The following is a 21,245-nucleotide window of genomic DNA, read 5'->3' as shown; positions in this document are numbered from 1 at the left end:
CGTCACGGCCCGCCGTCCCGGGCCATGGCCCTCCGCGGGTACCGGGCGGTAGTTTCGCCGCACAGCGGAGACCGGCGGAAGGACGAGACGCGCGATGACCCAGCGGTTCGGCGACTACCAGAACGAGATCTACCTGGCCGGGCTCTTCGGCACCCTGCCCGCGTTCCCGATGACCTTCGCCGGGCTGGAGGAGCGGGCGCGGGCCGCGCTGCCGCCGTCGGTGTGGTCGTACGTGGCCGGGGGTGCGGGTGACGAGCACACGCAGCGGGCGAACACGGAGGCCTTCCGCAGGTGGGGGCTGGTGCCCCGGATGATGGTCGGCGCCGCGCAGCGCGACCTGTCGGTCGACCTGTTCGGGACGACGCTGCCCTCCCCGCTGTTCATGGCGCCGGTCGGTGTGATCGGTCTGTGCACGCAGGACGGGCACGGCGATCTGGCGACCGCCCGGGCCGCCGCCCGGACGGGGGTCCCGATGATCGCCTCCACGCTGAGCGTGGATCCGCTGGAGGACGTCGCCGCCGGACTCGGCGACACCCCGGGCTTCTTCCAGCTCTACACCCCCACCGACCGGGCCCTGGCGGAGAGCCTGGTGCACCGGGCCGAGGCGGCCGGCTTCCGGGGCATCGTGATCACCCTCGACACCTGGCTCACCGGCTGGCGCCCCCGCGACCTCGCCACCGGCAACTTCCCCCAGCTGCGCGGCCACGCCCTCGCCAACTACACCTCCGACCCCGTCTTCCGCGCCCGCCTCGCCAAGTCCCCGGAGGAGGATCCGCAGGCCGCCGTCCTGGAATGGACCGGCATCTTCGGCAACCCCCTGACCTGGGACGACCTTCCCTGGCTGCGCTCGCTGACCGACCTGCCGATCGTCCTCAAGGGCCTGTGCCACCCCGAGGACGTGCGCCGCGCGCGGGACGGCGGCGTGGACGGCGTCTACTGCTCCAACCACGGCGGCCGGCAGGCCGACGGCGGACTGCCCGCCCTCGACGCCCTCCCGGACGTGGTCGCCGCCGCCGACGGCCTGCCCGTCCTGTTCGACTCCGGCATCCGCACCGGCGCCGACGTGATCAAGGCCCTCGCCCTCGGAGCCACCGCCGTCGGCATCGGCCGCCCCTACGCCTACGGCGCCGCCCTCGGCGGCACCGACGGCATCGTCCACGTCCTGCGCTCCCTGCTCGCCGAAACCGACCTGATCATGGCCGTCGACGGCTACCCCACCCTCACCGACCTGCGCACCGACGGCGCACTGCGACGGGTGTGACGGACGGGGGGCGGCTCCGGGGGCGGGAAGGGGCCCGGAGCGCCCCCGTGGTCTTCGTCGACCGACCTTCGGGGCCCTTCGGGACACGGAAACGGCCCGCCCCTCCGCCTGATGCGGAGGGGCGGGCCGTACGGCCCGGGGTCCGGGACCGGTCAGCCGAGTCCGTCCGTCGCGGCGAGGGCCGCGACCGCGAAGGAGTGGTCCTGCTCGGGGGCCCCGCCGCCGATGCCGAGGGCCCCGACGAGCCGTCCCTCGCGGTGCACGGGCACGCCGCCGGCGATGAAGAGCAGCGGCCGGTCGAGCGCGGTGGGCAGCGAGTGGAACGGCCCGTCGGGCTTGACGAGGTCGACCAGGTCGGCGGTGGGCGCGTTCAGCTGGAGCGCGGTGTACGCCTTGCGGGTGCTGGTCTCGCCGGAGATCAGCACGGCGCGGTCGTCACGGCGGAAGGCGAGCAGGTGGCCGCCGGCGTCGAGGACGGTGACGCTGACCGTGACCCCGGCGGTGTCGGCGGCCCGGCGGGCGGCGGTGATCAGGGTCTCGGCGTCGTGGAGGGTGAGGCTCATGGTGGGGCTTTCCTTGCGGTGGATAGGGGGGATAGGGGGGATAGGGGGGATAGGGGGGAGAGGGGGGAGAGGGGGACAGGGGATGAGGGCGGGGGATCAGTGGTGTACGGCGACGCGGGCGGCGGTCTCGGTACCCGCGGGCGCCGCCGCCGGGGCGCGGCGCTCCAGCGCGGCGGACCAGAAGGCGAGGCCGAGGGCGGCCGCGGCGAGGGCGGCGCCGACCCAGTTCGGTGAGGTGTAGCCGAAGCCGCGGGCGATCACGATGCCGCCGAGCCAGGCGGCGAGCGCGTTGCCCAGGTTGAAGGCGCCGATGTTGACGGCGGAGGCCAGGGTCGGGGCGCCGTGGGCCTGGTCGAGGACGCGCTTCTGCAGCGGCGGCACGGTGGCGAAGCCGAGGGCTCCGATCAGGGTGATCGCGACGGCGGCGAGGATCTTGTCGCCGGCGATCAGGGTGAAGAGGGCGAGGACGGTCGCGAGCCCGCCCAGGGTGACGTACAGCAGGGGCATCAGGGCGCGGTCGGCGTACCGGCCGCCGATCAGGTTGCCGGCGAACATGCCGACGCCGAAGAGGACGAGCAGCCAGGTGATCGCGCCCTCGGAGTAGCCGGCGACCTCGGTCATCATCGGGGCGATGTAGGTGATCGCGGCGAAGACGCCGCCGAAGCCGAGCACGGTCATCGCCATGGCGAGCAGCACCTGCGGGTTGCGGAAGGCGGTGAGCTCCCGGCGCAGGTGGGCGCCCTCGGGGCGGGGCATGGCGGGCACGAGCCGGGCGATGCCGAGCAGTCCTACCACGCCGAGGGCGGCGACGATCGCGAAGGTGACGCGCCAGCCGGCGGCCTGCCCGATGAAGGTGCCGAGCGGTACGCCGACGATGTTGGCGACGGTCAGGCCGGTGAACATGGTGGCGATGGCGCCGGCCTTCTTGTCCGGGGCGACCAGCCCGGCCGCGACGACGGAGCCGATCCCGAAGAACGAGCCGTGCGCCAGTGAGGCGATGACCCGGCCGGTCAGCATGAGCCCGAAGCTCGGGGCGAGCGCGGAGACCAGGTTGCCGACCACGAAGAGCCCCATCAGCACCATGAGCATCCGCTTGCGGCTCACCTTGTTGCCCAGGACGGTCAGCACCGGCGCGCCGATGACCACGCCGAGCGCGTAACCGGTGACCAGCAGGCCGGCGGTGGGGATGGAGACACCGAAATCGCCGGCGACCTGGGGCAGCACGCCCATGATCACGAACTCGGTGGTGCCGATCCCGAAGGCCCCGATGGCCAGGGCGAGGAGTGCGAGCGGCATGGCTCAACCCTTCCGTACGTGCTTGAGTGAGCTGTTTACGTGCCTCCACAATAATTGCAGACGCGCTATATGTGCAAACGCGCATTGCATGCTTCGATCAGGAACGGGGTCCGCTCACCGACCGGCGCACCTGAACCCCCGCCCCGCCCCCGCACCGCCCCCGCCCCGCCCCGGACCGGCCGGCCGGCTCGCCGCCGGTTCAGTCCGCCGTCGGCAGCAGCCGCCCGAGCACCGCACGCGTCGCGCGGGCCACGGCCGCGCGGGTCTCCTCCGTGTGGTCCAGGGTCTCGAAGCCGTGGCGGGCGAGCGGCACCTCGACGAGGTCGAGCTCGGCGCCCGCCTCCCCGGCGGCGACCAGGAACTCCTCCACCGCCGTCGCGAACACCTCGTGCTCCAGGCCCGCCCGGGAGAGCACGATCGGCGGGCTCGCCGCCGCCACCGCCCCGACCGGCCGGAACCGCGGGTGCACCGCACGCCACGTCGACGGCGGCGCGAGGACCGGGTAGCTCAGGGCCACGGCCCGGAGCCAGGGCGGCGGCGCCGCGAGCCAGTCCGCCGAGAGGAGGCCGCCGGCCGACAGGAACCACAGGGCGATCCGGTCCCCGTCCACGCGCGGGTCGGCACGGACCAGATCGACCGCCTCGGCGAGGTCCTCCGCCGCGCGCGGGTAGTCCGCCAGGTCGTGGAGGCGATGGTCCAGGGTCGCCCCGACCGCGCCCAGGCCCGCCACGTACCGGGCGTAGCCGAGCAGGGTCGGCGAGTCCCTCGGCGTGGGCCGCCGGTCGGGCGGGACCGGCCCGCCGTGCACGAACAGCACCGCCGGGCGCGGGCCCTCGGCCTCCGGCAGGTGCAGGTCGACCCGGCCCCTGCGGTCCCGCGGCCGCTCCGGGACGTCCAGGAGGAAGGCGCCCGCGTGCGCGGGCCAGGCCTCGTGCTCCGGCGCCTCCACCCGGTGCCCCTCGTCCGCGGCCGCCCGCAGCAGCGCCTCGGCGAGGTCGCCGGGGGCCGAGAGCATCGGCCAGTGCCCGGTGGCCAGTTCGAGGAAGCCCACCCTCGGATCGGCCAGCACCCGGAACGCCGGCGGCCCCGAGGCCACCAGCATCTCGACCATCGCGATCCCGGAGCCGTTCGCCGTGCACAGCACCCCGGTCGTCGGCCGGTCGAAGGGAGCGCCGGCCAGCCGCAGCGGCTGGGTCAGCGTCCGCTCCGGCTGCGGCACGGCGAGCCGGTCCAGCCGGTCCAGGGCCTCCGCCGGAATCCCGTCCAGGCTGCCCCACCGCGCCCACCCCTCGCCCGACGGCGGCGCCACGAACCCGTCCCGCGCCACGGTCCCCTCGGGCGCGAGGGCGAGCGCCGCGTCCCCGTCCCCCGGCATCCCGGAGTCCAGGTACACCACCCGCGCCACCCGCCCCGGCCGCCGGTCGGCGGCGCCGAGCACCGGATGGATGCCGTAGTCGTGCCCGACGAGCACCACCTCGGCCGCGCCACAGGCGTCGACCGCCCGCACCACGTCCGCGACATGCGTCTCCAGGTCCGTCTCCGGCCCCCCGGCGGGGCCGTCCCCCATCCCCGTCAAGGACAGCGGAAGGGCCTCGGCCCCCGCCGCCCGCAGCCGCCCGGCGACCTCCCGCCACACCCAGCCCCCGGTGAAGGGGCCCGACACCAACACGAAAGCGGTCATCGTCTCGTCTCCTCGCGTTCCCGCCCGACTCCCGGCGGACGCGGGAACGGTAGGAACTCCCCCCGGGGGAGGTTCAAGCGGGACGGGGGGCGGAGGCTAGCCTGGGGGTCCGCGACGACGGGGGGTTCGTGTCGTGTCCGCAGAGGAGCTGTGGAGCATCGGGGAGCTCGCCGAGCGCGCGGGCGTCACCGTCAAGACCGTCCGCTTCTACTCCGACCGCGGACTGGTCCCGGAGGCCGGCCGCAGCGGCGGCGGCCACCGGCGGTACGGGCCCGAGGCCCTGGACCGGATCCGGCTGATCCGCGCCCTGCGCACCCTCGACCTGCCCGTCCCGGACGTCGGCCGGGTGCTCGACCGCGACGACGCCCTGGAGGACGTCGTCGCGGGACGCCTGCGGGAGGTCGGCGGCCGGCTCGCCGCCCTGCGCTGGCAGGAGGCCTCGCTGCGGCTCCTCCGGGACTGCACCGCCGAGGAGCGGGCGGAACGGCTGCGGCTGCTCGGGGCCGTGCCCGTACCGCCCGACACCACGGCCCTGGCCCGCTTCTGGCGCCGCACGCTGCCCGTGCGGATGCCGTCCCGGCTCGCCGCCGCGATCGTCGGCGTCGCCGTCCCCGACCCTCCCGGGGACCCGACGCCCGCCCAGGTGCTCGCCTTCGCCCGCCTGCACGAACTCGTCGCCCGGGCGCCCGCGCCCGTCGTCCACCTGGCCGGCCTCGACCACCGGCCCGCCGTGCTCTACGAGGGCCTGGGCGAGGCCTACGCCCTCGCGGCGACCCAGGTGCGGGCGGGCCGGCCGCCCGCCGCGGGCGAGGCGCTCGACTGCTTCGTCGCCGCCTACGCCGCCGCGCTCGGCGTACGGGACACCCGCGGCTTCCGGAGCCGCCTCGCCGGACTCATGATCCGCGGCGCCGACCCGCTGATCGCCCGTTATTGGGAACTCGCGGCCGAGGCCGCCGCGCCGGCCTCGGGCCCCGCCGAGCCGACGGCGGGCGCGACCCACCACTGGCTCTGCGTGGCCCTGAAGACCGGTCCCGGAACGCGGCCGTTCACGGCCGGACCTCAGGAGAAGGAACGGCCGAAGAACTCCAGCTCCGCGACCGCCACCTGACGGCTCGGGTCCGCCCGCCACGCCGTGCGCACCACGAGCCGCACCGACACGGCGTCCCGCACCCGCAGCTCGATCTTCTGGGTGCCGCCGTCGTTGATCCGGTGCTGCGAGACGTGCGTCTCGCCCCCCGAGTCCGTGACCACCAGGTCGAAGGTGCGCGGGGTCGCCTGGCCGTCGGCCCGGGTGGTGTTCTTCCCGCTGCCGGGGGTGATCAGCACCGCCAGCAGGTCGGTCGGCTCGCCGAACAGCGCCTCCAGGTACTGGCCGGCCGAGTCGCCCGCGTATCCCGTGCCCCACCAGGTGTTGGAGTAGCCGTCGCCCGCCATCGAGGCGCCCTGCTTCGGCGCCGCGTGCGAGGCGCGCCAGGCGGCCGGGTGGACGGGGGCCCGGTCGGCGAAGTGGTCCTGCACCGCACGGGCGGCGGGCGGCCCGCCGATGATCCCGCCGACGAGCAGGGCGACCACGGCGGCCGTCGCCAGGGCCCGCACGATCCAGCGCGAACGGTCCCGGGCGAGCCGCGGACGCTGCCCGGCGTACGGGCCTTCGGCCTCGGTCGCCGGCCGGGCGACCAGGGGCGTCGCGCAGAACCGGCAGAAGTGCCGGCCGGGGGAGTTGGCGGTCCCGCAGGCCCCGCACGGCGCACCGCCCTGCGCGACCACGGGCGCCTCGGCGGCCCGCACCGTGGGGCGCGGCGCGTCCGGCCGCCCCGGCAGCACGGCGGCCGGGGCGGAGGGGCCGCTCTCCGGTACGGGGACGAGGAGGGCGCGCACGACGGTGTCGGAGGGGCCGGGGGCGGGAGCGGGGGTCGGCGTGACCGGGGCCGGGGTGGGGCCGGTCGCCGCCTGGCTCGCGACCGCCTCGGGCGCCGCCGACGCCTCGGGCGTGTCGTCGGAGGCGGTCGCGGGGCCCGCCGGGGCCGGGGTCCGTGCGGACGGGGACGCGGCCGCCGGGGCACCGGCGGCCGGAGCCGCCCCTGCCCCGGCCTCGGTGTCCCCGCCGTCCGCGGCGTCCACGGAGACCACGGTGTTCGCTTCGTCCCTGGCGTCCCTGGCGTCTTCGGCGTCCCGCACCGCGGGCAGCGGTGCCGTGGCGGCCTCGGAGGCCGTCGCGCCCGTGGCCGTGGCCGTGCCCGCACCGCCACGGCCCGGCTCCCCGGCCGGGGCCGCCGGTTCGCCGGAACCCGTCGTCGCCGGACGCGCCGAGGGCGTGTCCCAGCGCAGGAACGCGCCACACGCGTCGCAGAAGGACTGGTCCGCCGCCCGGACCGGACGGGCGCAGTCCGGGCAGGGGCGGGTGTTGCCGGTGTCGCTCATGGGGTGGAGGCTCCTTCAGGGGCGGAAGCGGTGGTCACCGTGGTGGTGAACGGAAGATGGGCCGGACGGGCGGCCGCCACGACCGCGCGCAGCCGGTACGGGTCCACGGCGGCCGGGTCGGCGACCCGGAGGATGACGTGCAGCCCGGCCACGGACGCGCCGGGGAACGGGCCGAGCGGGCGCGCCGACCAGTGCGCCCCGCCGCTCTCGACGACCTCCGGAGCGGTGCCGAAGGCGAGCCGGACCGCCGCCACGAGGCCGCGTCGGGTGCCGCGCACCCGGTGCAGCGCGACGGCCGCGGCGACCGCGCGCCGACGGGTCTCCAGCGGTTCGGAGCCGTCGAGTTCGGCGCCGACCCAGGTCGCCAGGTAGTCGACGAAGTCGGCCGGGGCGAGCGCGGGCGAGAAGTACGCCTCCAGCGAGTCCAGCACGTTGAAGAGGGGCGCGAGGACCACGTCGAGGCCGGACACGAACCGGCGCCCGAAGTCGTCCTCCGCGTACACCGCGGGCAGCGCCTCGCCCAGCGGATACGGAGTCGCCAGGCCCGGCACCGTCCCCCGCGCGGAGCCCGTCACGCCGTACCGCGGGCCGTTCACCGCGCCTCGATCACGCGGACGTGGTGGTCGAACGGGAACAGCAGCGCGGACGGGCCCAGTTCGATCCGGTCCGTCGCCTCGCCCCTGCGCCCGGTCAGCGGGTCGGCCGGGTGGAGCAGCACCTCGTCGACGAGCTCCACGCCCGGCACCCGCTGGAGCGCCGCGAAGATCTCCCCGGCCCGCAGCGGGCGCCCGAACGGCCAGCCCTCGCCGTGCACGCCGCCGGTCAGCGGATCGAGGTACGCGTAGAGCGCGTCCAGCGCGTCGGACCGCACCTTCTCGGTCTTGACGGCCCGGAAGGCGTGCAGCGTGGCGACCACCGTCGCCCCCTGGTAGAACGGCGGGCCGACCGCGAGCCGGGTGCCCAGCGGGCGCCGCTCGTCCAGGAAGTCCGTCACCCGGCCCAGCAACTCCTCCCCGGGCACGAGCTGTTCGAAGCGCAGCCGGCCGCCCCGGTCCGGCACCGCCTGCGGCACCACGAGCACCCGCACCGCGTTGTCCCCGGCCTCCGCCGCGTCCGCCGCCAGACAGGCGATCCGCGCGGCCTCGGGCGCGGCCCGGCGGGCCAGCTCCTCGTAGTCGCGGGCGGTGACCGCCCGCTCCTGGGCGCGCAGCGCGATCGGCGCGCGCAGCCTGGCCTCCTCGACGGTCTCGCCGTCCACCCCGCCGCGCGCCGCCTCACGGTTCTCGACCCGGGCGATGTACGGGATGGAGCTGCGCAGGACGCTGATCGCGGAGCGCGCGACGTTGCCGGCCCGGCCGCCCCCGGTGCCGTACCGGGCCACGTGGATCGCCGCGCCCTTCGACGGGACGGCCCCGAACTGGCGCAGCGTGCCGTCCGGTTGCCGCACGCTCGGGCCGAAGGCGATCTCTCCGGTCGTCGCATCGAGGGTGAAGTGCCGGTCGCGGGGGCGGGAGGACGCGAAGTCGGGGACGAGCGTCCACTCGCGCCAGCCCGTCTCCGCGTCGCCGTCCACGGCGGGGGCGCCCCCCGGGGCCTCGCCGTCCTGCCGCCCGGCGCCGGGACCGTCCGTGTGCTCGGCGATCCGGAGCACCATCGGCGGCCGGTTCACGACCGGCGCGTGGCTGAGCCGGAACCGCTGCCCCGGCACGCCCTCCGACGCGCCCAGCGATTCGTCCCGCACGGTCTCCGCGTGCGCCGCACGCACCGTACCGCCGATGGTGAAGGCGCTCGCCGCGCGGACCGTCGGCGACTCGCTGTACGCGGGCTGGCCCTCGGCCGCCGGCACGATCCGGCAGCGCACCCAACCCGCCTCGTGCCGGCCCAGCCGGGAGACCGCGTGCCCGGCGGGGACGTGCAGCACCACCTCGCCGGGCCGGTTGAGGCCGCCCGTGGTGTCCTCGTCGACCTCGCAGCCGACCCAGCCGTCCGTCGCCGTCCACGCCTCCCACACCAGCGGCGGCATCCGCGGGTCCACGCCCACGCCGTCCACCCGGCTGTCCAGGCCGAGCACCAGGACGCAGCCGGGGACCGCCGCCGACAGGCCGAAGAGCAGCAGGTCGCCGACGGCCGGCAGCGGGGAGAACGCGGGCACGTCGGAGCCGCCGAGCACGTCCTGGGTCCGGTCCTCCGGCGTGGCGTCGGCCGGCTGCCGCAGGAAACGGGCCAGCTCGCAGGGGACCACCGTCAGATCGTCGGTGGTGGCGAAGACGACCGCCTCCTCCGTCTCCGTACGCCCGGTCGAGACCTCGGTGCCGGCCGGCAGCAGCACCGGCTCGGCCTGCGGCGCCGACAGCCGGAACGTGACGTCGGCGTGGGCCGCGGCCGGCGGGAAGAGGGTGATGCCGAGGAGGTCGAGGAAGGCCAGGTGGTTCTTCTCCGGGACCCGGTTGAGGCGGTAGACCAGCTGGTCGGCCATGTGCGCGACGGCCTCGACGAGCGTGACGCCCGGGTCCGAGACGTTGTGGTCCGTCCATTCGGGGCACGCCTGCTGGATGTAGCGCTTGGCGTCGTCGACGAACTGCTGGAAGCGGCGGTCGTCGAGATGGGGTGCGGGCAGGGCCATGGCTCTTTCAGTCCTCGGAGGGGATCACGTAGAAGGGGAAGACGAGGTTGCGCGGGTTGTTGGTGCCCCGCACCCGGTAGCGGACGTCGATGTGCAGCGTGGCCGGATCCCCCGGGGCCGGGGTCACCGTGACCTCCTCCACCTGGATGCGCGGCTCCCAGCGCTCCAGCGAGGTGAGCACCTCGTACCGGATCCGCCCCGTCGTCGCGTCGTTCACCGGGGCGAAGACCAACTCGTGCACCGCGCAGCCGAATTCGGGCCGCATCGGCCGCTCGCCCGGCGCGGTCGCGAGCACCAGCCGCATCGACTCCTCGATCTCCCGGTCGCGCCGCACGAGCGCGATCGACCCGCTCGGGCCGGTGCGCAGGGGGAAGGCCCACCCGGCGCCGACGAAATGCTCACTCATGGAACGGTCCTCTCTCCGGACGCGCCGGATCTCTGCGGGGCGGGCATCAGAACGGCAGGTTCGCGACGACCGGGTTGGGCATCGGCACGGTCGCGGTGATCAGGGAGGGCGAGTTGATCACCGCCTGCGTCAGCGCCGACACCTTGAACTTCGGACCCGCCTTGATGTCGACCCCGAGGGTCGCGCTGATGTCGACCCCGAGCCCCGCCTTGAGGCTGATCCGCCCCGCCGCGGACAGCGTGAGATCGGCCCCCGAATCCACCGTCACCCCCCGGGCGCCGCTGATCGTCACCGTGCCGTCGCTGTCGACGGTGAGCGTCGTCCGGGCCTCGTCGAGTTCGATGCTCAACTTGCCCTGCGCGGTGCGCAGCCGGATGCCGTGCGAGGCGCGGGTCCGGCTGCCGCCCTCCTCCCTCAGCTCCACCGTGTGCCCGGTGCGGGAGGTGAGGGCACGCCACTGGACCTTGCCGCTGGTCGGGTCGACCGGCGGCACCCGATCGGTCGCGGGGGTGTGCTTGTCGACGCCGTTGTACAGCCCGGCCAGCACGTACGGGTGCTCCAGCGAGCCCCGGTCGAAGGCGCACAGCACCTCGTCGTCGACCTCCGGCAGCATCAGCCCGCCGCCGCCGCGCCCGCCCAGCTGGGCGACCCGGCACCAGTCGCTCTCGTACGTCTCCGACAGCCACGGGAAGCGCAGCCGGACCCGGCCCAGCGACAGCGGGTCCTTGGTGTTGGTGACCAGCGCGACCGCCACGCCGGGCATCGCCGGCGCCGCCTCGCCGCCGCTCGCGGCCGTCCCGTACAGCGAACGGAACTGGCGCCCCGACACGGTCAGCCAGGACGTGAACTGCCGCCCCGAGGCGAAGACGTGCCGCACCCCGGTCGCCGTGTAGCGCCCCTCGAACGGGAACCCGGCGCCCCTCACCGCCACCGGCTGCCCCGGCTTCAGCTCCGGGTTCCCGGTCACGGCCACCTCCACCTCCGCGAAGGAGCCGGTGACGTCGTCGGCGAGCGCCCGCGCCGCCTGCCGCACCTCGGACTGCGTGGTGAACGGGCGGTCCGCCAGCGTGAGTTCGGCCGTCCCGAAGGGCGCGGCGAGCTGCGCCGGAGTGATGTCCGAGACGATCTCCGTGCTGGCCAGCGCGGGCGTCGGCGAGGACAGCGCCTGCCGGGTCCGCGGGTCCCAGCCCCGCACGTCGACCCGGCCCACCTGACCCGCGGCCGTCACCGACACCCGGCTGTGCAGCGTGTTGTGCCCGAAGTCCAGGACGTACGGGCTCTGCGCGGCCGGCGTCGTGTCGGCGGGCGCGGACGAGGCCGGCGGGAGGGCGGCGAAGGTGAGCCGGCCCGCCTGGTCGACCGACAGGCGCACGTCGTTCGCCTGGGCGAGCCGGGACAGGAAGTCCCAGTCCGTGATGTTCGGCTGGGTCGCCAGTTCGTAGACCGTCGGCGTCGCGTCGACCCGCCCGAGCGGCACCCGGTTCAGCGCCGCCACCTTCCGCACGATGTCCGAGGCCGTCATGTTCGGATAGCCCTCGACCCGGCGGTTGCGCAGCAGCCGGTGCCCCGGGTCGTACCCGCGCACGATCAGGTACCGCCCGAGCGTCGGCGCGGCGTCCGTCTCCAGCGCCGTGACCTCGCCCGTCAGCATGGGCGCGCCGAGCCGCCCGTCGGTGAACGGGGACAGCACCGCCAGCGCCCCCACCTTCAGGAAGGGGAACTTCTCCGTCAGCGTGCCGTCCTTGTCGCTGAAGGTCAGCTGGAAGGCGGACGGCACGTTGACGCTCGCGTCCACCCAGCCCTCCGTGAGCCGGACCGCGAGCGCGTCGGGGAGGGTCACCCCGTCCAGCTGCACGTGCAGGACGGTGGTGAAGGTCTTCTCGCTCATGCTGCGCCCCCGGTCGGCGATGACTGCGCTGGGAAGGTCGGTACGACAGGCCGGACGGGGGGACGGACCGCCGCCGGGATCTCGGTGGCGGACGGCAGCAGCAGCTCCGTGCCGGGGCTCAGCCGCATCGGGTCGTCGATGCCGTTCGCCTCGGCGATCACCCGCCACCGGGTCGCGTCGCCGTACTCCCGCCACGCCAGGGAGGCGAGCGAGTCCCCGGCGACGGTGCGGTGCACCCGGCGCGCGGAGAGCGCGCCCGACGTCGGGTTCTGCTTCTTCGTCTCCGAGGCCACCTCGGTCAGGGACAGCGCACAGGTGGCGCGGATCGGCACCCCGCTCGGACTGAACAGGGTGTACGTCGCCGACACGTTCGTCACGTACGCGACGAACTGCACCGTCGAGAACGACCCCCACGAGAAGCGCACCCACGGCGGGCTCGGCGCCTTGGAGTCGACGCTCTGCGCCGTCACCTCGCAGCACGACAGCAGCAGCTCCACCTGGTTCTGCACCGCCGTCGAACTCGGCGTCCCCGAGGCGTCCAGGAACACCTCCAGCTCCAGCGAGGCTGGCCGGCTGCCCGTGAACTTCGGCGGCGCGCCCCGGGTGTAGGCGACCGCCGGCTCGGTGTGCCAGTCCGCCGACCGGCTCAGCCGCAGCTGGTCCGGGTTGAACTGGAACCGCACCTCGCCGATGGCGCCGCCCATCGAGCCGCCCAGGTCCGTCGGCGGCTGATGGATCGACAACGAGGCCCGCGACAGACCGCGCGCCGCCTTCCCGCCCGAGGGCGCGGCCATCTCAGGCCCCTCCCGCGTCGGTGAAGCCGTGGTGCGCGATCTCCAGGGTCTCCGTCGCCACGGACGGGTTGCCCGGATCGAGGCTCGGCCCGGTCCACCGGACCGGCAGCACCTCCACCAGACCCCACTGCGCCACCACCGACTTGTCGGCGCGCAGCGCGGCGATCTGCGCCGTCGGGCGGGTGATGCCCGTGGCCAGCGACGAGATCCACGCGGCGACCCGGGCGGTGTCCGGGGTCAGCGGACGGGTGAGCCGGATGGTGGAGAACGTGACGCGGGTGGGCAGCTGCCAGACGAAGCCGTTGTTCCCGCCTTCGTGGCGCTGCTCCACCTCGACCTCGGAGGCGAGACCGTCACAGCCGTTGAACAGACCGAGGTCCTGACCGTCGATCGTGAGTCTGAAGAAGATGGTGGAGGCGGGATCCAGGGGCTGGGGCATGGGAGTTCTCTCGGACTCGGTGGGGAGGGTGGAGGGTGGTCGAAGGGGCCGTGGGCGGCGCGGTCTCAGCGCCCGTGGTCACGCAGGCGGCCGACGCGCTCCCGGTCGGCCCGCAACTCGGCGCGCAGCAGCCGCGAGAGCGGCGTGACCAGCCGGCGGGCCAACTCGTCGAGCTGCGCGGGCGACGCGGCGCCCTGCTCCGCCACCGGAGCCGGCCCCTGCGGGCGGGCGGCCGCCTCGGCGGAGCGCTGCACGGTACGGGGCGGGAGGGCGGTGGGCGTCACGGGCGCGGGTGCGGGCGCTGGGGCCTGCGGCGGCGCCGCCGCAGGCGCGAGGGCCCTCGCCACCACCGGCCGGCTCGCCACGGGCGCCGCCGGGGCGACGGCCGGGGCCGGCTGGGCGGCGACCGGAGTCCGTACCGGCTGCGCGGGGCGGGGCGGGGTCAGGGGTACGACGGGGGTCGCGGCGAGCCGCTGGACGGCGGGGGCGCCGGGCCCGCCGGGGCCACCATGGGCGGCGGGGGCGATGGGGCTGACCGGAGTGACGGGCGCGACGGGTGCTACGGGTGACCCGGCCGTGGCGGCAGGAGCGGCGGCGGCCGGTGCGGCGGCCTGCGGGGGCGCGGTGCGGGGAGCGAGGGGCCGCGCCGTGGCCAGGGGCAGGGGCGCGGGCCCCGTCGTCCGGGCGCGGGGGAGGGCGATGCGCTGGACGGGGGGCGGTGGGGCGAGGCGCTGGTGCGGGCGTCGGGGCCGGGGCGGGCACGGGGGTGCGCCGAACCGTGGCAGCCGGGGCGGGCTCGGCCTGGAGCTCCGGCTGGGGAGCGGGCTGGGGCGCCGGCCGGGGCGCGGACGCCTGGGGCTCGGTGTTCGGTGCGGGTGTGGGGCCCGGTGCGGGTGCCTGCGCGGGTGCCGGTGCGACGGGCGGCTTCGGTGCCGGGGCCGTGGCGGGTGCCGCCTGCGCCGGAGTGATCGGCGGACCGATCGGCGACCGGCGGGGCCGCGGCTCGGCCGGAGTCGCGGGCACGTGCGACTCGGCGCGCTGGACCGGCGCCCCGAGTCCCTTGCGGACAGGGGCGGTCGGCGCCGCCGTACTCCAGTCGGCGCCCGGCGCGCGGCGGGAGCGGCGTACCGGGGGACCGGGCCGGGCCGCGGCGTCGGCGTCGGCGGCGGGGGTCCCGGGCCCGTCGAGGGGTGACGGACCCGGGACGTCGAGGGGCGGTGCGGGGACCGCCGCGGTGGGGACGGCCGGCGCGGCGGGAGGCGTCGCCTCGACCGGAGCGGCCGCCTTCCGCTGGACCGGCGCCGACGGCGCCGTCCGCTCCTGCGGGGCGGGCATGCCGACGGGCGACAGCCGGCGGCGCGGTGCCGCGTCGGCCGTGGCGCGGGCGGACGTGAGGAGCGCGTCGCGTACGGGCCGGACGACGGCCGGGGCGGGGCGCACCGGAGTCGCCCGCTGAACGGGGGACGCGCTGTCGAGGGCACCGTCTCCAGCGGGCCGGACCGGGTGCACCGGCTCGGCCCGCTGGACGGCAGGAGTGCTCGGGGCCGGGGAGGGACCCACCGCCGAAGCACCCCTGGTCTCGGCCGCGGGCGTCGCCGGACGCACGGGCGCGGCCGCCGCGGGGGAGGTCGCCGCCGCGTCGCCGGTCGTGCGCGCGGGCGTGCGCGCCGTCCCGGTGGCCGGGGCGGCGGGCGTCGTGGTCGGGGTCGTCTGCGCGGTCGCGCGCTGGACGGCCGGGGCGGCGGGTGCGCTGCTGGCGGCCGCGCGCCGGACGGGAACGGCACCCGCGTCGGCGCCGGTGGCTCGCGCGGGGGTCCGCGCCGTCCCCGTGGCCGGGGCGGCGCTGGTGCTGCCCGCCGCCGTGGCCGCCCGCCGGACGGGCGGGGTCGCGGGAACGGCGGTTGCCTGAGCGGTCGTTGCGCGTGCGGGAGTGTGGTTCGTCCCGGTGGTCGGAGCGACGGGCGGCGCGGGCGTGTCCCCTTCCCCGACCGCGCGCTGGACCGCGGGAGCGGTGCCTGCCTGCGGGGCGACCGCTCGTGCGGGAGCGGGCGTCGTCCCGGTGGCCGGGACGGTGGCCGGGGTGGTCGGGGCCGTCTGCGCGGTCGCGCGCTGGACGGACGGGGTGGCGGGAGCGTCCCCGGCCTGGGGGCCCGTTGCCCGTGCGGGAGCGCGGGTCGCCCCGGTGGCCGGGACGGTGGGCGGCTTGGCCGCGCGCTGGACGGGCGGAGCGGCGGGCGTGGCGGTTGCCCGAGGGTCCGCCGTGCGTGCCGGGGTGTGGGTCGTCCCGGTGGTCGGGGCGACGGGTGGCGCGGCCGGGGTCGCTTCTCCGACCGCGCGCTGGACGGGCGGAGTCGCGGGTGCCGTGCTTGCCTGACGGCCGGCCGTCCTCGTGGCCGGGGTCGCTTCCCCGACCGCGCGCTGGATGGGCGGAGTCGTGGGTGCAGCCGTTGCCTGACGGCCGGCGGTCCCCGTGGCCGGGGTCGCTTCCCCGACCGCGCGCTGGACCGGCGCAGTCGCGGGAGCAGTGGTTGCCTGACGGCCGGCGGTCCCCGTGGCCGGGGTCGCTTCTCCGACCGCGCGCTGGACCGGCGCAGTCGCGGGAGCAGCCGTTGCCTGACCGCCCGTCGCTCCCGCGGGGGAGCGCTTCGATCCGGCGGCCCGGGCCACCGGCCCCGCGGCCGACTCGTCGGACGGGCCGACGAGGGGCGCCACGGTCGGCGCGCTCCCGGGCCCGTTCACCGGCTCGCCGCCTCGCGCGCGGGCGCGTTCCCGGCCCGCCGTCCGTCCGGCCGGCGTCCCGACGGCGGGTGCGGAAGCGGCCGTCGGGACGGTCGTCGTCGCAGCCCGCTGAAGGGGGGCCGAAGAGCCCGGCGCGAGCCCGCCCGCGTCACCGGGCCGCGGCACGGCGGCACCCTCCGAGGCTGCGGTCACCGGCAGCCGTACGGCCGGGAGGTCCGCCCCGGCGGGCCGGTCCGGGATCACCCGGACCGCGTCGAGGAGCAGGCCGCCCGGCGCGGACGCGGTCCGGCCGTGGCCCAGCTCGCGCTGGAAGGAGGGGTCCGAGTGGGTCGCGAGGGAGGTGGAGAACGACGGGTCGGCGACCCGCCGCGGCGCGGCGAGGACGCGCTGGACCGGCGGCAGCGCCGCCCACGCGTCGCCCGGCCCGGTCAGCGCCGCCGAGGGCACCGAGGGCGCCGTCGGCGCCGACGCGTCGCCCGCCGCGGCGCGCCGCGACCTCCACCTGCCGAACATTCCCATCCCCTCCCGCTCCCCTCTCCTCAACAGCTCCCCGACCGCGCCCGGCCCCTACGCCTGCGCCGACCGCTCCACCAGTGCCGCCGCCCGCCCGACGTACCGCCTCCGGTCCCCGTGTTCGAGGTCCAGGACGTCGTCGAGGGACCAGTGGAAGTGGTAGGCGAGGTACGCGGCCTCCTCCTCGATCCGGTCGGCCGCGTACGTCACGATTCCCCCAGGCGGCTCCCGGCCAGCTCGACCTCGAAGGACTCCGAGCAGTGCGGGCAGGCCACCGCGGCCCGGGTGTGGCCCTCCGCGTTGATCTGCCGGTAGAAGTCCTGCAGGAACGCCAGGTCGGAGGCGAACATGTTCTCCACCGTCCCGTCGTGCACCGACGGCAGCGTGCCGAGCCGGGTGACCACCCGGCCCAGCAGCACGACCGACAGGTAGGCGGGGTTCTCCCGCACCCGGACGTCCCGCAGCGGGACGAGCTCGTCCCGGGCCGTCGCCAGCCGCATCGCACCGCGCCGGTGGACGGTGCCGGACTCGTCGACGTACCCGCGCGGCAGCTCGAACTCGAACTCCGTGCGCAGCGGTTCGCGCCGCTCCTCGCCGAAGCCGGGACCGAGGACGGAACCGGGACCGGAACCCGCTGCGGGAGGGGACGCCACCGCGCCCCCGGGGCCTTCGCGTCGCATTACTCGATGACCAGCTCTTCGAAGACGATGGTCACGGTCTCGGTGAGCGCGGCGGCGTCGCCCGCCTTGACCCCGCTCGTGTCGACCTTGCTGCACCAGGCGTTGCGCAGGTTGTACCGCTTCACCGGGTTGTTCTGGTAGTCCATCATCATGATCGTGGCGTTCTTGCGCGCCGAGCCCATGTCACCCGCGATGGACTGGTTGATCCACTCGTTGAAGGTGGCGCTCTGCGTCATGCGCGGACGACCGTGCACTGGCCGGCCTTCTTCACGCCCGGCATCTTCTTGACGACGGGCTTGCCGTCCGCCGAGACCTGCTGGTACTCGATGACGTCCTGCTCCATCGACAGGCCGCTGACCTCCTGGAGGTACTCGACCATGACGCCGTCGATCTGGAGGCCGAAATTATGGGTGGTGAGGGCGTCACCGGGCTGCAGGGACATGAGGGGTCACTCCTTGGTTCTGGTTCGTTGCTTCAGGGACGCGGGACGCGGGGCGCGGAGGAGGGCGGGGCCTACTCCTCCAGCTCGCCCCCGCCGCCCTGGAACTGCGCGAGGCGGAAGACCACGAACTCCGCGGGCTTCACCGGCGCGATGCCGATCTCGCAGACCACGCGGCCGAGGTCCACGGACTCCGGGGGGTTGGTCTCCTCGTCGCACTTCACGTAGAACGCGTCCTCGGGCCGCTGCCCGAAGAGCGCCCCGGAGCGCCACTCGTTGACCAGGAACGCCGAGATGTTGCGGCGGATCCGCGCCCACAGGGCCTGGTCGTTCGGCTCGAAGACGACCCACTGGGTGCCGATCAGGATCGACTCTTCGAGGTAGTTGAAGTAGCGGCGCACGTTGAGGTAGCGCCACGCCGGGTCGGAGGCCAGGGTGCGGGCGCCCCACACGCGGATGCCGCGGCCGGGGAAGGCCCGGATGCAGTTGACGCCGACGGGGTTGAGCAGGTCCTGCTCGCCGCGGGTGATCTGGAGCTCCAGGTCGACCGCGCCGCGCACGATCTCGTTGGCCGGGGCCTTGTGCACACCGCGCTCGGAGTCGTTGCGGGCCCAGACGCCGGCCAGGTGGCCCGACGGCGGGACGGTGCGGGTCTGGCCGGTGGCCGGGTCGAAGGCCTTGATCCACGGGTAGTAGAGGGCCGCGTAGCGCGAGTCGTAACCGGCCGTCTCCTGGCGCCACTTGCGGATGTCGCGGGCGTTCAGGCCGGGCGGCGGGTCGAGCAGGGCCATCCGGTCGCCCATCAGCTCGCAGTGGGCGATGAGGCCGAGCTGGACGGCCTTGACCTGCTCCAGGTCGACCAGGCCCCGCTGGTAGGCGGCCATCAGGTCGGGCACGGCGACCATGGTGATCTCGTCGAACGCCTCCAGACCGCCGAAGCCGGTGCGGTCCGCCGAGTCGCCGATGAACTGGCCCGACTCCAGGACGGTCTCCTGGCCGCTGCGGGCCGCGGGGACGGCCACCGCGGCCGGGGCGGGCGGGGTGAGGGTCACGGACTGCGCGTCGGGGCGGGCGAGCGCGGCGCCGGCCTCCTCGACCACGATCGTCTTGGAGCGCTGGCGGACCTGCGTGACGACGAAGTTGCGGGCGCTCTTCTTGGCGCTGACGTCGAAGCTCTCGACCGCCTTCTCGCCGTCCTTCACGACCAGCTTGAAGCGCTCGTCGTCGCCCTCGGCCTCCTGCACCTCGACGGTGAGCGTGCCGTCCGGGCCGGACCCGGCGGCGATCGCGGCGACCCGGAAGGCGCCGAGCGCGACGGCGGTGCCGGGCAGCAGCTCCTTCGGGGCGGCGTCCGTACCGCCCGCGCCCGTGGTCACGCCCGACGCGCCGGCGTCGCCGCCGCCGACCCGGACGATGTACGCGGCGGTGCCGCCGTTGTTGAAGAAGCCGTAGACGGAGTGCGCCAGGTAGTACCCGTCCGTGAAGTCCCCGAAGGAGGCCACGTACTGGGACCAGTTGGTCACCAGCGTCGGCTCGTGCAGCGGTCCGGTCGGCGCCAGGCCGACGAACGCGGCCACGGAGGTGCCGACCCCCTCGATGGGGCGGGAGCCGCTGGCGACTTCCTCGACGTAGACACCGGGGGAGAGGTAGGTGGGCATGGGTACGAGCGCTCCTCGGAGGGTACGGAGGACGGGAAAGGGGCGGTGACGCTTCCGACTCTCTCCCGCCCCCGTGCCCCGGCGCGTGGACGAACGGGCGGCGCCGAGGGCAGCGATCGCTGCCTCAGCGGACACCCGGAAGGGCAGGCCGTACGGAAGGGCAGCCCGGCCTGCCCCCGCACCGGGACCTTCGGACACGCCCGGGCCGCCCGCCCGCACGTAGCCTGCCGCCCATGACCATCTGGACCTCTCTGGACCCGGCCGCCGTGGCCGTCGAGCCCGGTTCCCGGGCCACCGCCCGGCTGCGGGTGCGGAACACCGGCGACACCGTCGAGGAGTACCGGCTTTCCCTCGTCGGCAGGCCCGCGGGCTGGGGCCGCGTCGAACCCGATGTGCTGCGCCTCTACCCGGGCGCGGAGGGGACCGCGGAGATCTCGTTCGCGCCGCCGCGCACCCCGGACGCCGAGGCCGGCCCCGCCGCCTACGGCGTGCGGGTCGAGCCGCGGGAGAACGCCGCCGTACGCGACGTCGTCGAGGGGCAGCTCACCATCGCCCCCTTCACCGAGGTGCGGGCCGAGCTCCTGCCGCCCGCGCTGCGGGGCCGCTTCCGGGGCCGGGCCCGGGCCGCCGTCGACAACCTCGGCAACACGCCCGTCACCGCCTCCCTGGTGGCCCGCGACGAGACCGACGCCCTCGAGTTCGACCTGGCGCCGAACGCCGTGCGCATCGACCCGGGCCGGGCCGCCTTCGCCGAACTGACCCTGCGCCCGCGGGACATCCGGTGGACCGGCGGCGAGCAGACCCACCGCTTCACGCTCGCGCTGCGCAGGTCGGGTGACGACACCGGCCAGGACCTGGAGGGCAGTTTCGTCCAGCGCCCGGTCATCGGGGCCTGGCTGATGTCGGTCGGCGGACTGCTCACCGCGGCGGTCATCGCCTTCGCGGTGCTGTGGTTCGGCTTCTCGCCGAAGATCGGCAGCTCCGCCAAGGAACTGCTGGCCGCCGGCGCCCCCGACCCGGTCCAGCAGGGCGACGGGAAGAACCTGCCGACCGCGCCGCCCCCGCCCCCCGGCTCCGGGGACGACGCGGGCACCGGCCCCGGCGGTGCGTCCCCGCCGCCCCTCGACGGCGGCGACCCCGACACCGGCGGTGCCCCGCCGCCGCCCGGCGACGGCGGCGGCTCGGGCGGCGGCGGTGGCGGGAGCACCGGTGGCGGTGGCGACCAGGGCGGCGGCTCCGCGCAGCGGCCCAACGTGCCGCCGCCGGCCGCGAAGACCGGCCCGCCCTGGGGCCCCGGCTACCAGAAGGACGTCGTGGTGGAGTTCGCCCAGGAACGCCTGGTCGCGCTCAAGAACGGCTGCAGCCCCCGCGGCGGCTTCACCCGGGGCGTGATCGACGCGACGACCCGGGCCTCGCTCGTCTGCTACCAGCACGCCGTCGACAACAGCGGCAAGAACCCCACCAGGATCCTCGACACGGAGAAGGAGGGGATGCTGGGCCCGGCCACCCTCACCTCGCTGTGGATGCAGGGGGTCACGCCCGACATGGTCAAGAAGGGCGGCAGCAGCTGGGAGACCACCCGCCTCATGGCCGCCTTCTACTGGGCCATGAACGGGACCTTCGACGCCCATGACATGGACGTCGCCCGGACCAACGCCGGCCTCGGCATCACGTACTTCCGCGACAACTCCGTCCCGGGCCCGGCCAGCCGGTACAGCGACAACGTGGCCGCGCACATCCGCGACTACCAGGCCGCGATGGGGCTCCAGGTGACCGGCACCGCCGACTGGAACACCATCCGCACCATGCTCGGCGGCGGCGTCGTCTGGCGCGGCTGACCGACC

Annotated in this window: 19 protein-coding genes and 1 pseudogene; 5 read left to right on the top strand and 15 right to left on the bottom strand. The window is 75.9% G+C overall.

Translation table 11 applies throughout. The annotated features are described in order from the left end of the window. Positions 1 to 94: 94 nt before the first annotated feature. The gene (locus tag ABD981_RS04370; RefSeq protein ID WP_046912432.1) at positions 95 to 1,261 is read left to right on the top strand and encodes an alpha-hydroxy-acid oxidizing protein; all 1,167 of its coding nucleotides are present in this window, start codon (positions 95 to 97) and stop codon (positions 1,259 to 1,261) included. 152 nt (positions 1,262 to 1,413) lie between these two features. Here ABD981_RS04370 and ABD981_RS04365 read toward each other — a convergent pair whose 3' ends face one another. The 3 genes from ABD981_RS04365 to ABD981_RS04355 form a co-directional block, all read right to left on the bottom strand. Then, positions 1,414 to 1,824 carry a GlcG/HbpS family heme-binding protein gene (locus tag ABD981_RS04365; protein ID WP_046912433.1) on the bottom strand — a complete coding sequence of 137 codons (411 nt, stop codon included), beginning with the start codon at positions 1,822 to 1,824 and terminating at the stop codon, positions 1,414 to 1,416. 96 nt (positions 1,825 to 1,920) lie between these two features. Further along, positions 1,921 to 3,120 carry an MFS transporter gene (locus ABD981_RS04360; protein WP_046912492.1) on the bottom strand — a complete coding sequence of 400 codons (1,200 nt, stop codon included), beginning with the start codon at positions 3,118 to 3,120 and terminating at the stop codon, positions 1,921 to 1,923. A gap of 199 nt (positions 3,121 to 3,319) precedes the next feature. Further along, complete coding sequence (locus ABD981_RS04355; RefSeq protein WP_046912491.1) at positions 3,320 to 4,801, bottom strand: alpha/beta hydrolase; 1,482 nt, start codon at positions 4,799 to 4,801, stop codon at positions 3,320 to 3,322. A 133-nt stretch (positions 4,802 to 4,934) separates the two neighbouring features. On the opposite strand from ABD981_RS04355, the gene ABD981_RS04350 reads away from it, so the two are divergent. Beyond that, a complete protein-coding gene (locus tag ABD981_RS04350) occupies positions 4,935 to 5,909 on the top strand; it encodes a helix-turn-helix domain-containing protein (protein ID WP_046912490.1) in 975 nt (324 codons plus the stop codon). Here ABD981_RS04350 and ABD981_RS04345 read toward each other — a convergent pair. The 8 genes from ABD981_RS04345 to ABD981_RS04310 all read right to left on the bottom strand — a co-directional run bounded on the left by ABD981_RS04345 (position 5,861) and on the right by ABD981_RS04310 (position 13,656). Continuing rightward, complete coding sequence (locus ABD981_RS04345; protein ID WP_345527970.1) at positions 5,861 to 7,222, bottom strand: NADase-type glycan-binding domain-containing protein; 1,362 nt, start codon at positions 7,220 to 7,222, stop codon at positions 5,861 to 5,863. The two genes, ABD981_RS04350 and ABD981_RS04345, sit on opposite strands and share 49 nt — an antisense overlap. Continuing rightward, positions 7,219 to 7,818 (bottom strand): phage tail protein, encoded by a 600-nt coding sequence (locus tag ABD981_RS04340; protein ID WP_240495502.1) that lies wholly within the window; start codon positions 7,816 to 7,818, stop codon positions 7,219 to 7,221. Before ABD981_RS04340 ends, ABD981_RS04345 begins: the two co-directional genes overlap by 4 nt. After that, on the bottom strand, positions 7,815 to 9,845 hold the full coding sequence (locus ABD981_RS04335; protein WP_046912440.1) for a putative baseplate assembly protein: 2,031 nt from the start codon (positions 9,843 to 9,845) through the stop codon (positions 7,815 to 7,817). The genes ABD981_RS04340 and ABD981_RS04335 overlap by 4 nt, the downstream gene beginning before the upstream one ends. A gap of 7 nt (positions 9,846 to 9,852) precedes the next feature. Further along, complete coding sequence (locus ABD981_RS04330; protein WP_046912441.1) at positions 9,853 to 10,251, bottom strand: GPW/gp25 family protein; 399 nt, start codon at positions 10,249 to 10,251, stop codon at positions 9,853 to 9,855. A gap of 46 nt (positions 10,252 to 10,297) precedes the next feature. Further along, positions 10,298 to 12,139 (bottom strand): VgrG-related protein, encoded by a 1,842-nt coding sequence (locus tag ABD981_RS04325; protein ID WP_046912442.1) that lies wholly within the window; start codon positions 12,137 to 12,139, stop codon positions 10,298 to 10,300. After that, positions 12,136 to 12,933, bottom strand: a complete 798-nt coding sequence (locus tag ABD981_RS04320; protein ID WP_046912443.1) for a CIS tube protein — start codon at positions 12,931 to 12,933, stop codon at positions 12,136 to 12,138. The genes ABD981_RS04325 and ABD981_RS04320 overlap by 4 nt, the downstream gene beginning before the upstream one ends. A gap of 1 nt (position 12,934) precedes the next feature. Then, positions 12,935 to 13,372, bottom strand: coding sequence for a phage tail protein (locus ABD981_RS04315; RefSeq protein WP_046912444.1), 438 nt, complete (start codon positions 13,370 to 13,372; stop codon positions 12,935 to 12,937). A gap of 65 nt (positions 13,373 to 13,437) precedes the next feature. After that, entirely contained in the window at positions 13,438 to 13,656 is a 219-nt protein-coding gene (locus ABD981_RS04310; RefSeq protein ID WP_131723957.1) for a hypothetical protein, read from the bottom strand. Between the two features lie 950 nt (positions 13,657 to 14,606). On the opposite strand from ABD981_RS04310, the gene ABD981_RS04305 reads away from it, so the two are divergent. Further along, positions 14,607 to 14,828 (top strand): hypothetical protein, encoded by a 222-nt coding sequence (locus ABD981_RS04305; RefSeq protein WP_046912539.1) that lies wholly within the window; start codon positions 14,607 to 14,609, stop codon positions 14,826 to 14,828. Positions 14,829 to 14,906: 78 nt separating this feature from the next. Then, positions 14,907 to 15,281 carry a hypothetical protein gene (locus ABD981_RS04300; protein ID WP_345527963.1) on the top strand — a complete coding sequence of 125 codons (375 nt, stop codon included), beginning with the start codon at positions 14,907 to 14,909 and terminating at the stop codon, positions 15,279 to 15,281. A gap of 1,397 nt (positions 15,282 to 16,678) precedes the next feature. Here ABD981_RS04300 and ABD981_RS04295 read toward each other — a convergent pair. The 4 genes and pseudogenes from ABD981_RS04295 to ABD981_RS04280 form a co-directional block, all read right to left on the bottom strand. Continuing rightward, on the bottom strand, positions 16,679 to 16,834 hold the full coding sequence (locus ABD981_RS04295; protein WP_165591041.1) for a DUF6760 family protein: 156 nt from the start codon (positions 16,832 to 16,834) through the stop codon (positions 16,679 to 16,681). After that, entirely contained in the window at positions 16,831 to 17,304 is a 474-nt protein-coding gene (locus ABD981_RS04290) for a hypothetical protein (protein ID WP_046912464.1), read from the bottom strand. The genes ABD981_RS04295 and ABD981_RS04290 overlap by 4 nt, the downstream gene beginning before the upstream one ends. Next, positions 17,304 to 17,683: pseudogene (locus tag ABD981_RS04285) on the bottom strand (phage tail protein). The gene ABD981_RS04290 and the pseudogene ABD981_RS04285 overlap by 1 nt, the downstream one beginning before the upstream one ends. Before the next feature lie 134 nt (positions 17,684 to 17,817). Then, positions 17,818 to 19,401 carry a phage tail sheath family protein gene (locus ABD981_RS04280; RefSeq protein WP_046912466.1) on the bottom strand — a complete coding sequence of 528 codons (1,584 nt, stop codon included), beginning with the start codon at positions 19,399 to 19,401 and terminating at the stop codon, positions 17,818 to 17,820. Between the two features lie 233 nt (positions 19,402 to 19,634). On the opposite strand from ABD981_RS04280, the gene ABD981_RS04275 reads away from it, so the two are divergent. Further along, positions 19,635 to 21,239, top strand: coding sequence for a COG1470 family protein (locus ABD981_RS04275; protein ID WP_345527959.1), 1,605 nt, complete (start codon positions 19,635 to 19,637; stop codon positions 21,237 to 21,239). Positions 21,240 to 21,245 lie beyond the last annotated feature (6 nt).

The sequence above is a fragment of the Streptomyces showdoensis genome, assembly GCF_039535475.1.
GTDB lineage: Bacteria > Actinomycetota > Actinomycetes > Streptomycetales > Streptomycetaceae > Streptomyces > Streptomyces showdoensis.
This window is presented reverse-complemented; position numbering and strand designations above follow the sequence as displayed.

Coding starts and splice junctions, on each gene's coding strand:
- ABD981_RS04370 (WP_046912432.1), top strand. CDS start 95: ATGACCCAGCGGTTCGGCGACTACCAGAACGAGATCTACCTGGCCGGG.
- ABD981_RS04365 (WP_046912433.1), bottom strand. CDS start 1,824: ATGAGCCTCACCCTCCACGACGCCGAGACCCTGATCACCGCCGCCCGC.
- ABD981_RS04360 (WP_046912492.1), bottom strand. CDS start 3,120: ATGCCGCTCGCACTCCTCGCCCTGGCCATCGGGGCCTTCGGGATCGGC.
- ABD981_RS04355 (WP_046912491.1), bottom strand. CDS start 4,801: ATGACCGCTTTCGTGTTGGTGTCGGGCCCCTTCACCGGGGGCTGGGTG.
- ABD981_RS04345 (WP_345527970.1), bottom strand. CDS start 7,222: ATGAGCGACACCGGCAACACCCGCCCCTGCCCGGACTGCGCCCGTCCG.
- ABD981_RS04335 (WP_046912440.1), bottom strand. CDS start 9,845: ATGGCCCTGCCCGCACCCCATCTCGACGACCGCCGCTTCCAGCAGTTC.
- ABD981_RS04330 (WP_046912441.1), bottom strand. CDS start 10,251: ATGAGTGAGCATTTCGTCGGCGCCGGGTGGGCCTTCCCCCTGCGCACC.
- ABD981_RS04325 (WP_046912442.1), bottom strand. CDS start 12,139: ATGAGCGAGAAGACCTTCACCACCGTCCTGCACGTGCAGCTGGACGGG.
- ABD981_RS04320 (WP_046912443.1), bottom strand. CDS start 12,933: ATGGCCGCGCCCTCGGGCGGGAAGGCGGCGCGCGGTCTGTCGCGGGCC.
- ABD981_RS04315 (WP_046912444.1), bottom strand. CDS start 13,372: ATGCCCCAGCCCCTGGATCCCGCCTCCACCATCTTCTTCAGACTCACG.
- ABD981_RS04290 (WP_046912464.1), bottom strand. CDS start 17,304: ATGCGACGCGAAGGCCCCGGGGGCGCGGTGGCGTCCCCTCCCGCAGCG.
- ABD981_RS04280 (WP_046912466.1), bottom strand. CDS start 19,401: ATGCCCACCTACCTCTCCCCCGGTGTCTACGTCGAGGAAGTCGCCAGC.
- ABD981_RS04275 (WP_345527959.1), top strand. CDS start 19,635: ATGACCATCTGGACCTCTCTGGACCCGGCCGCCGTGGCCGTCGAGCCC.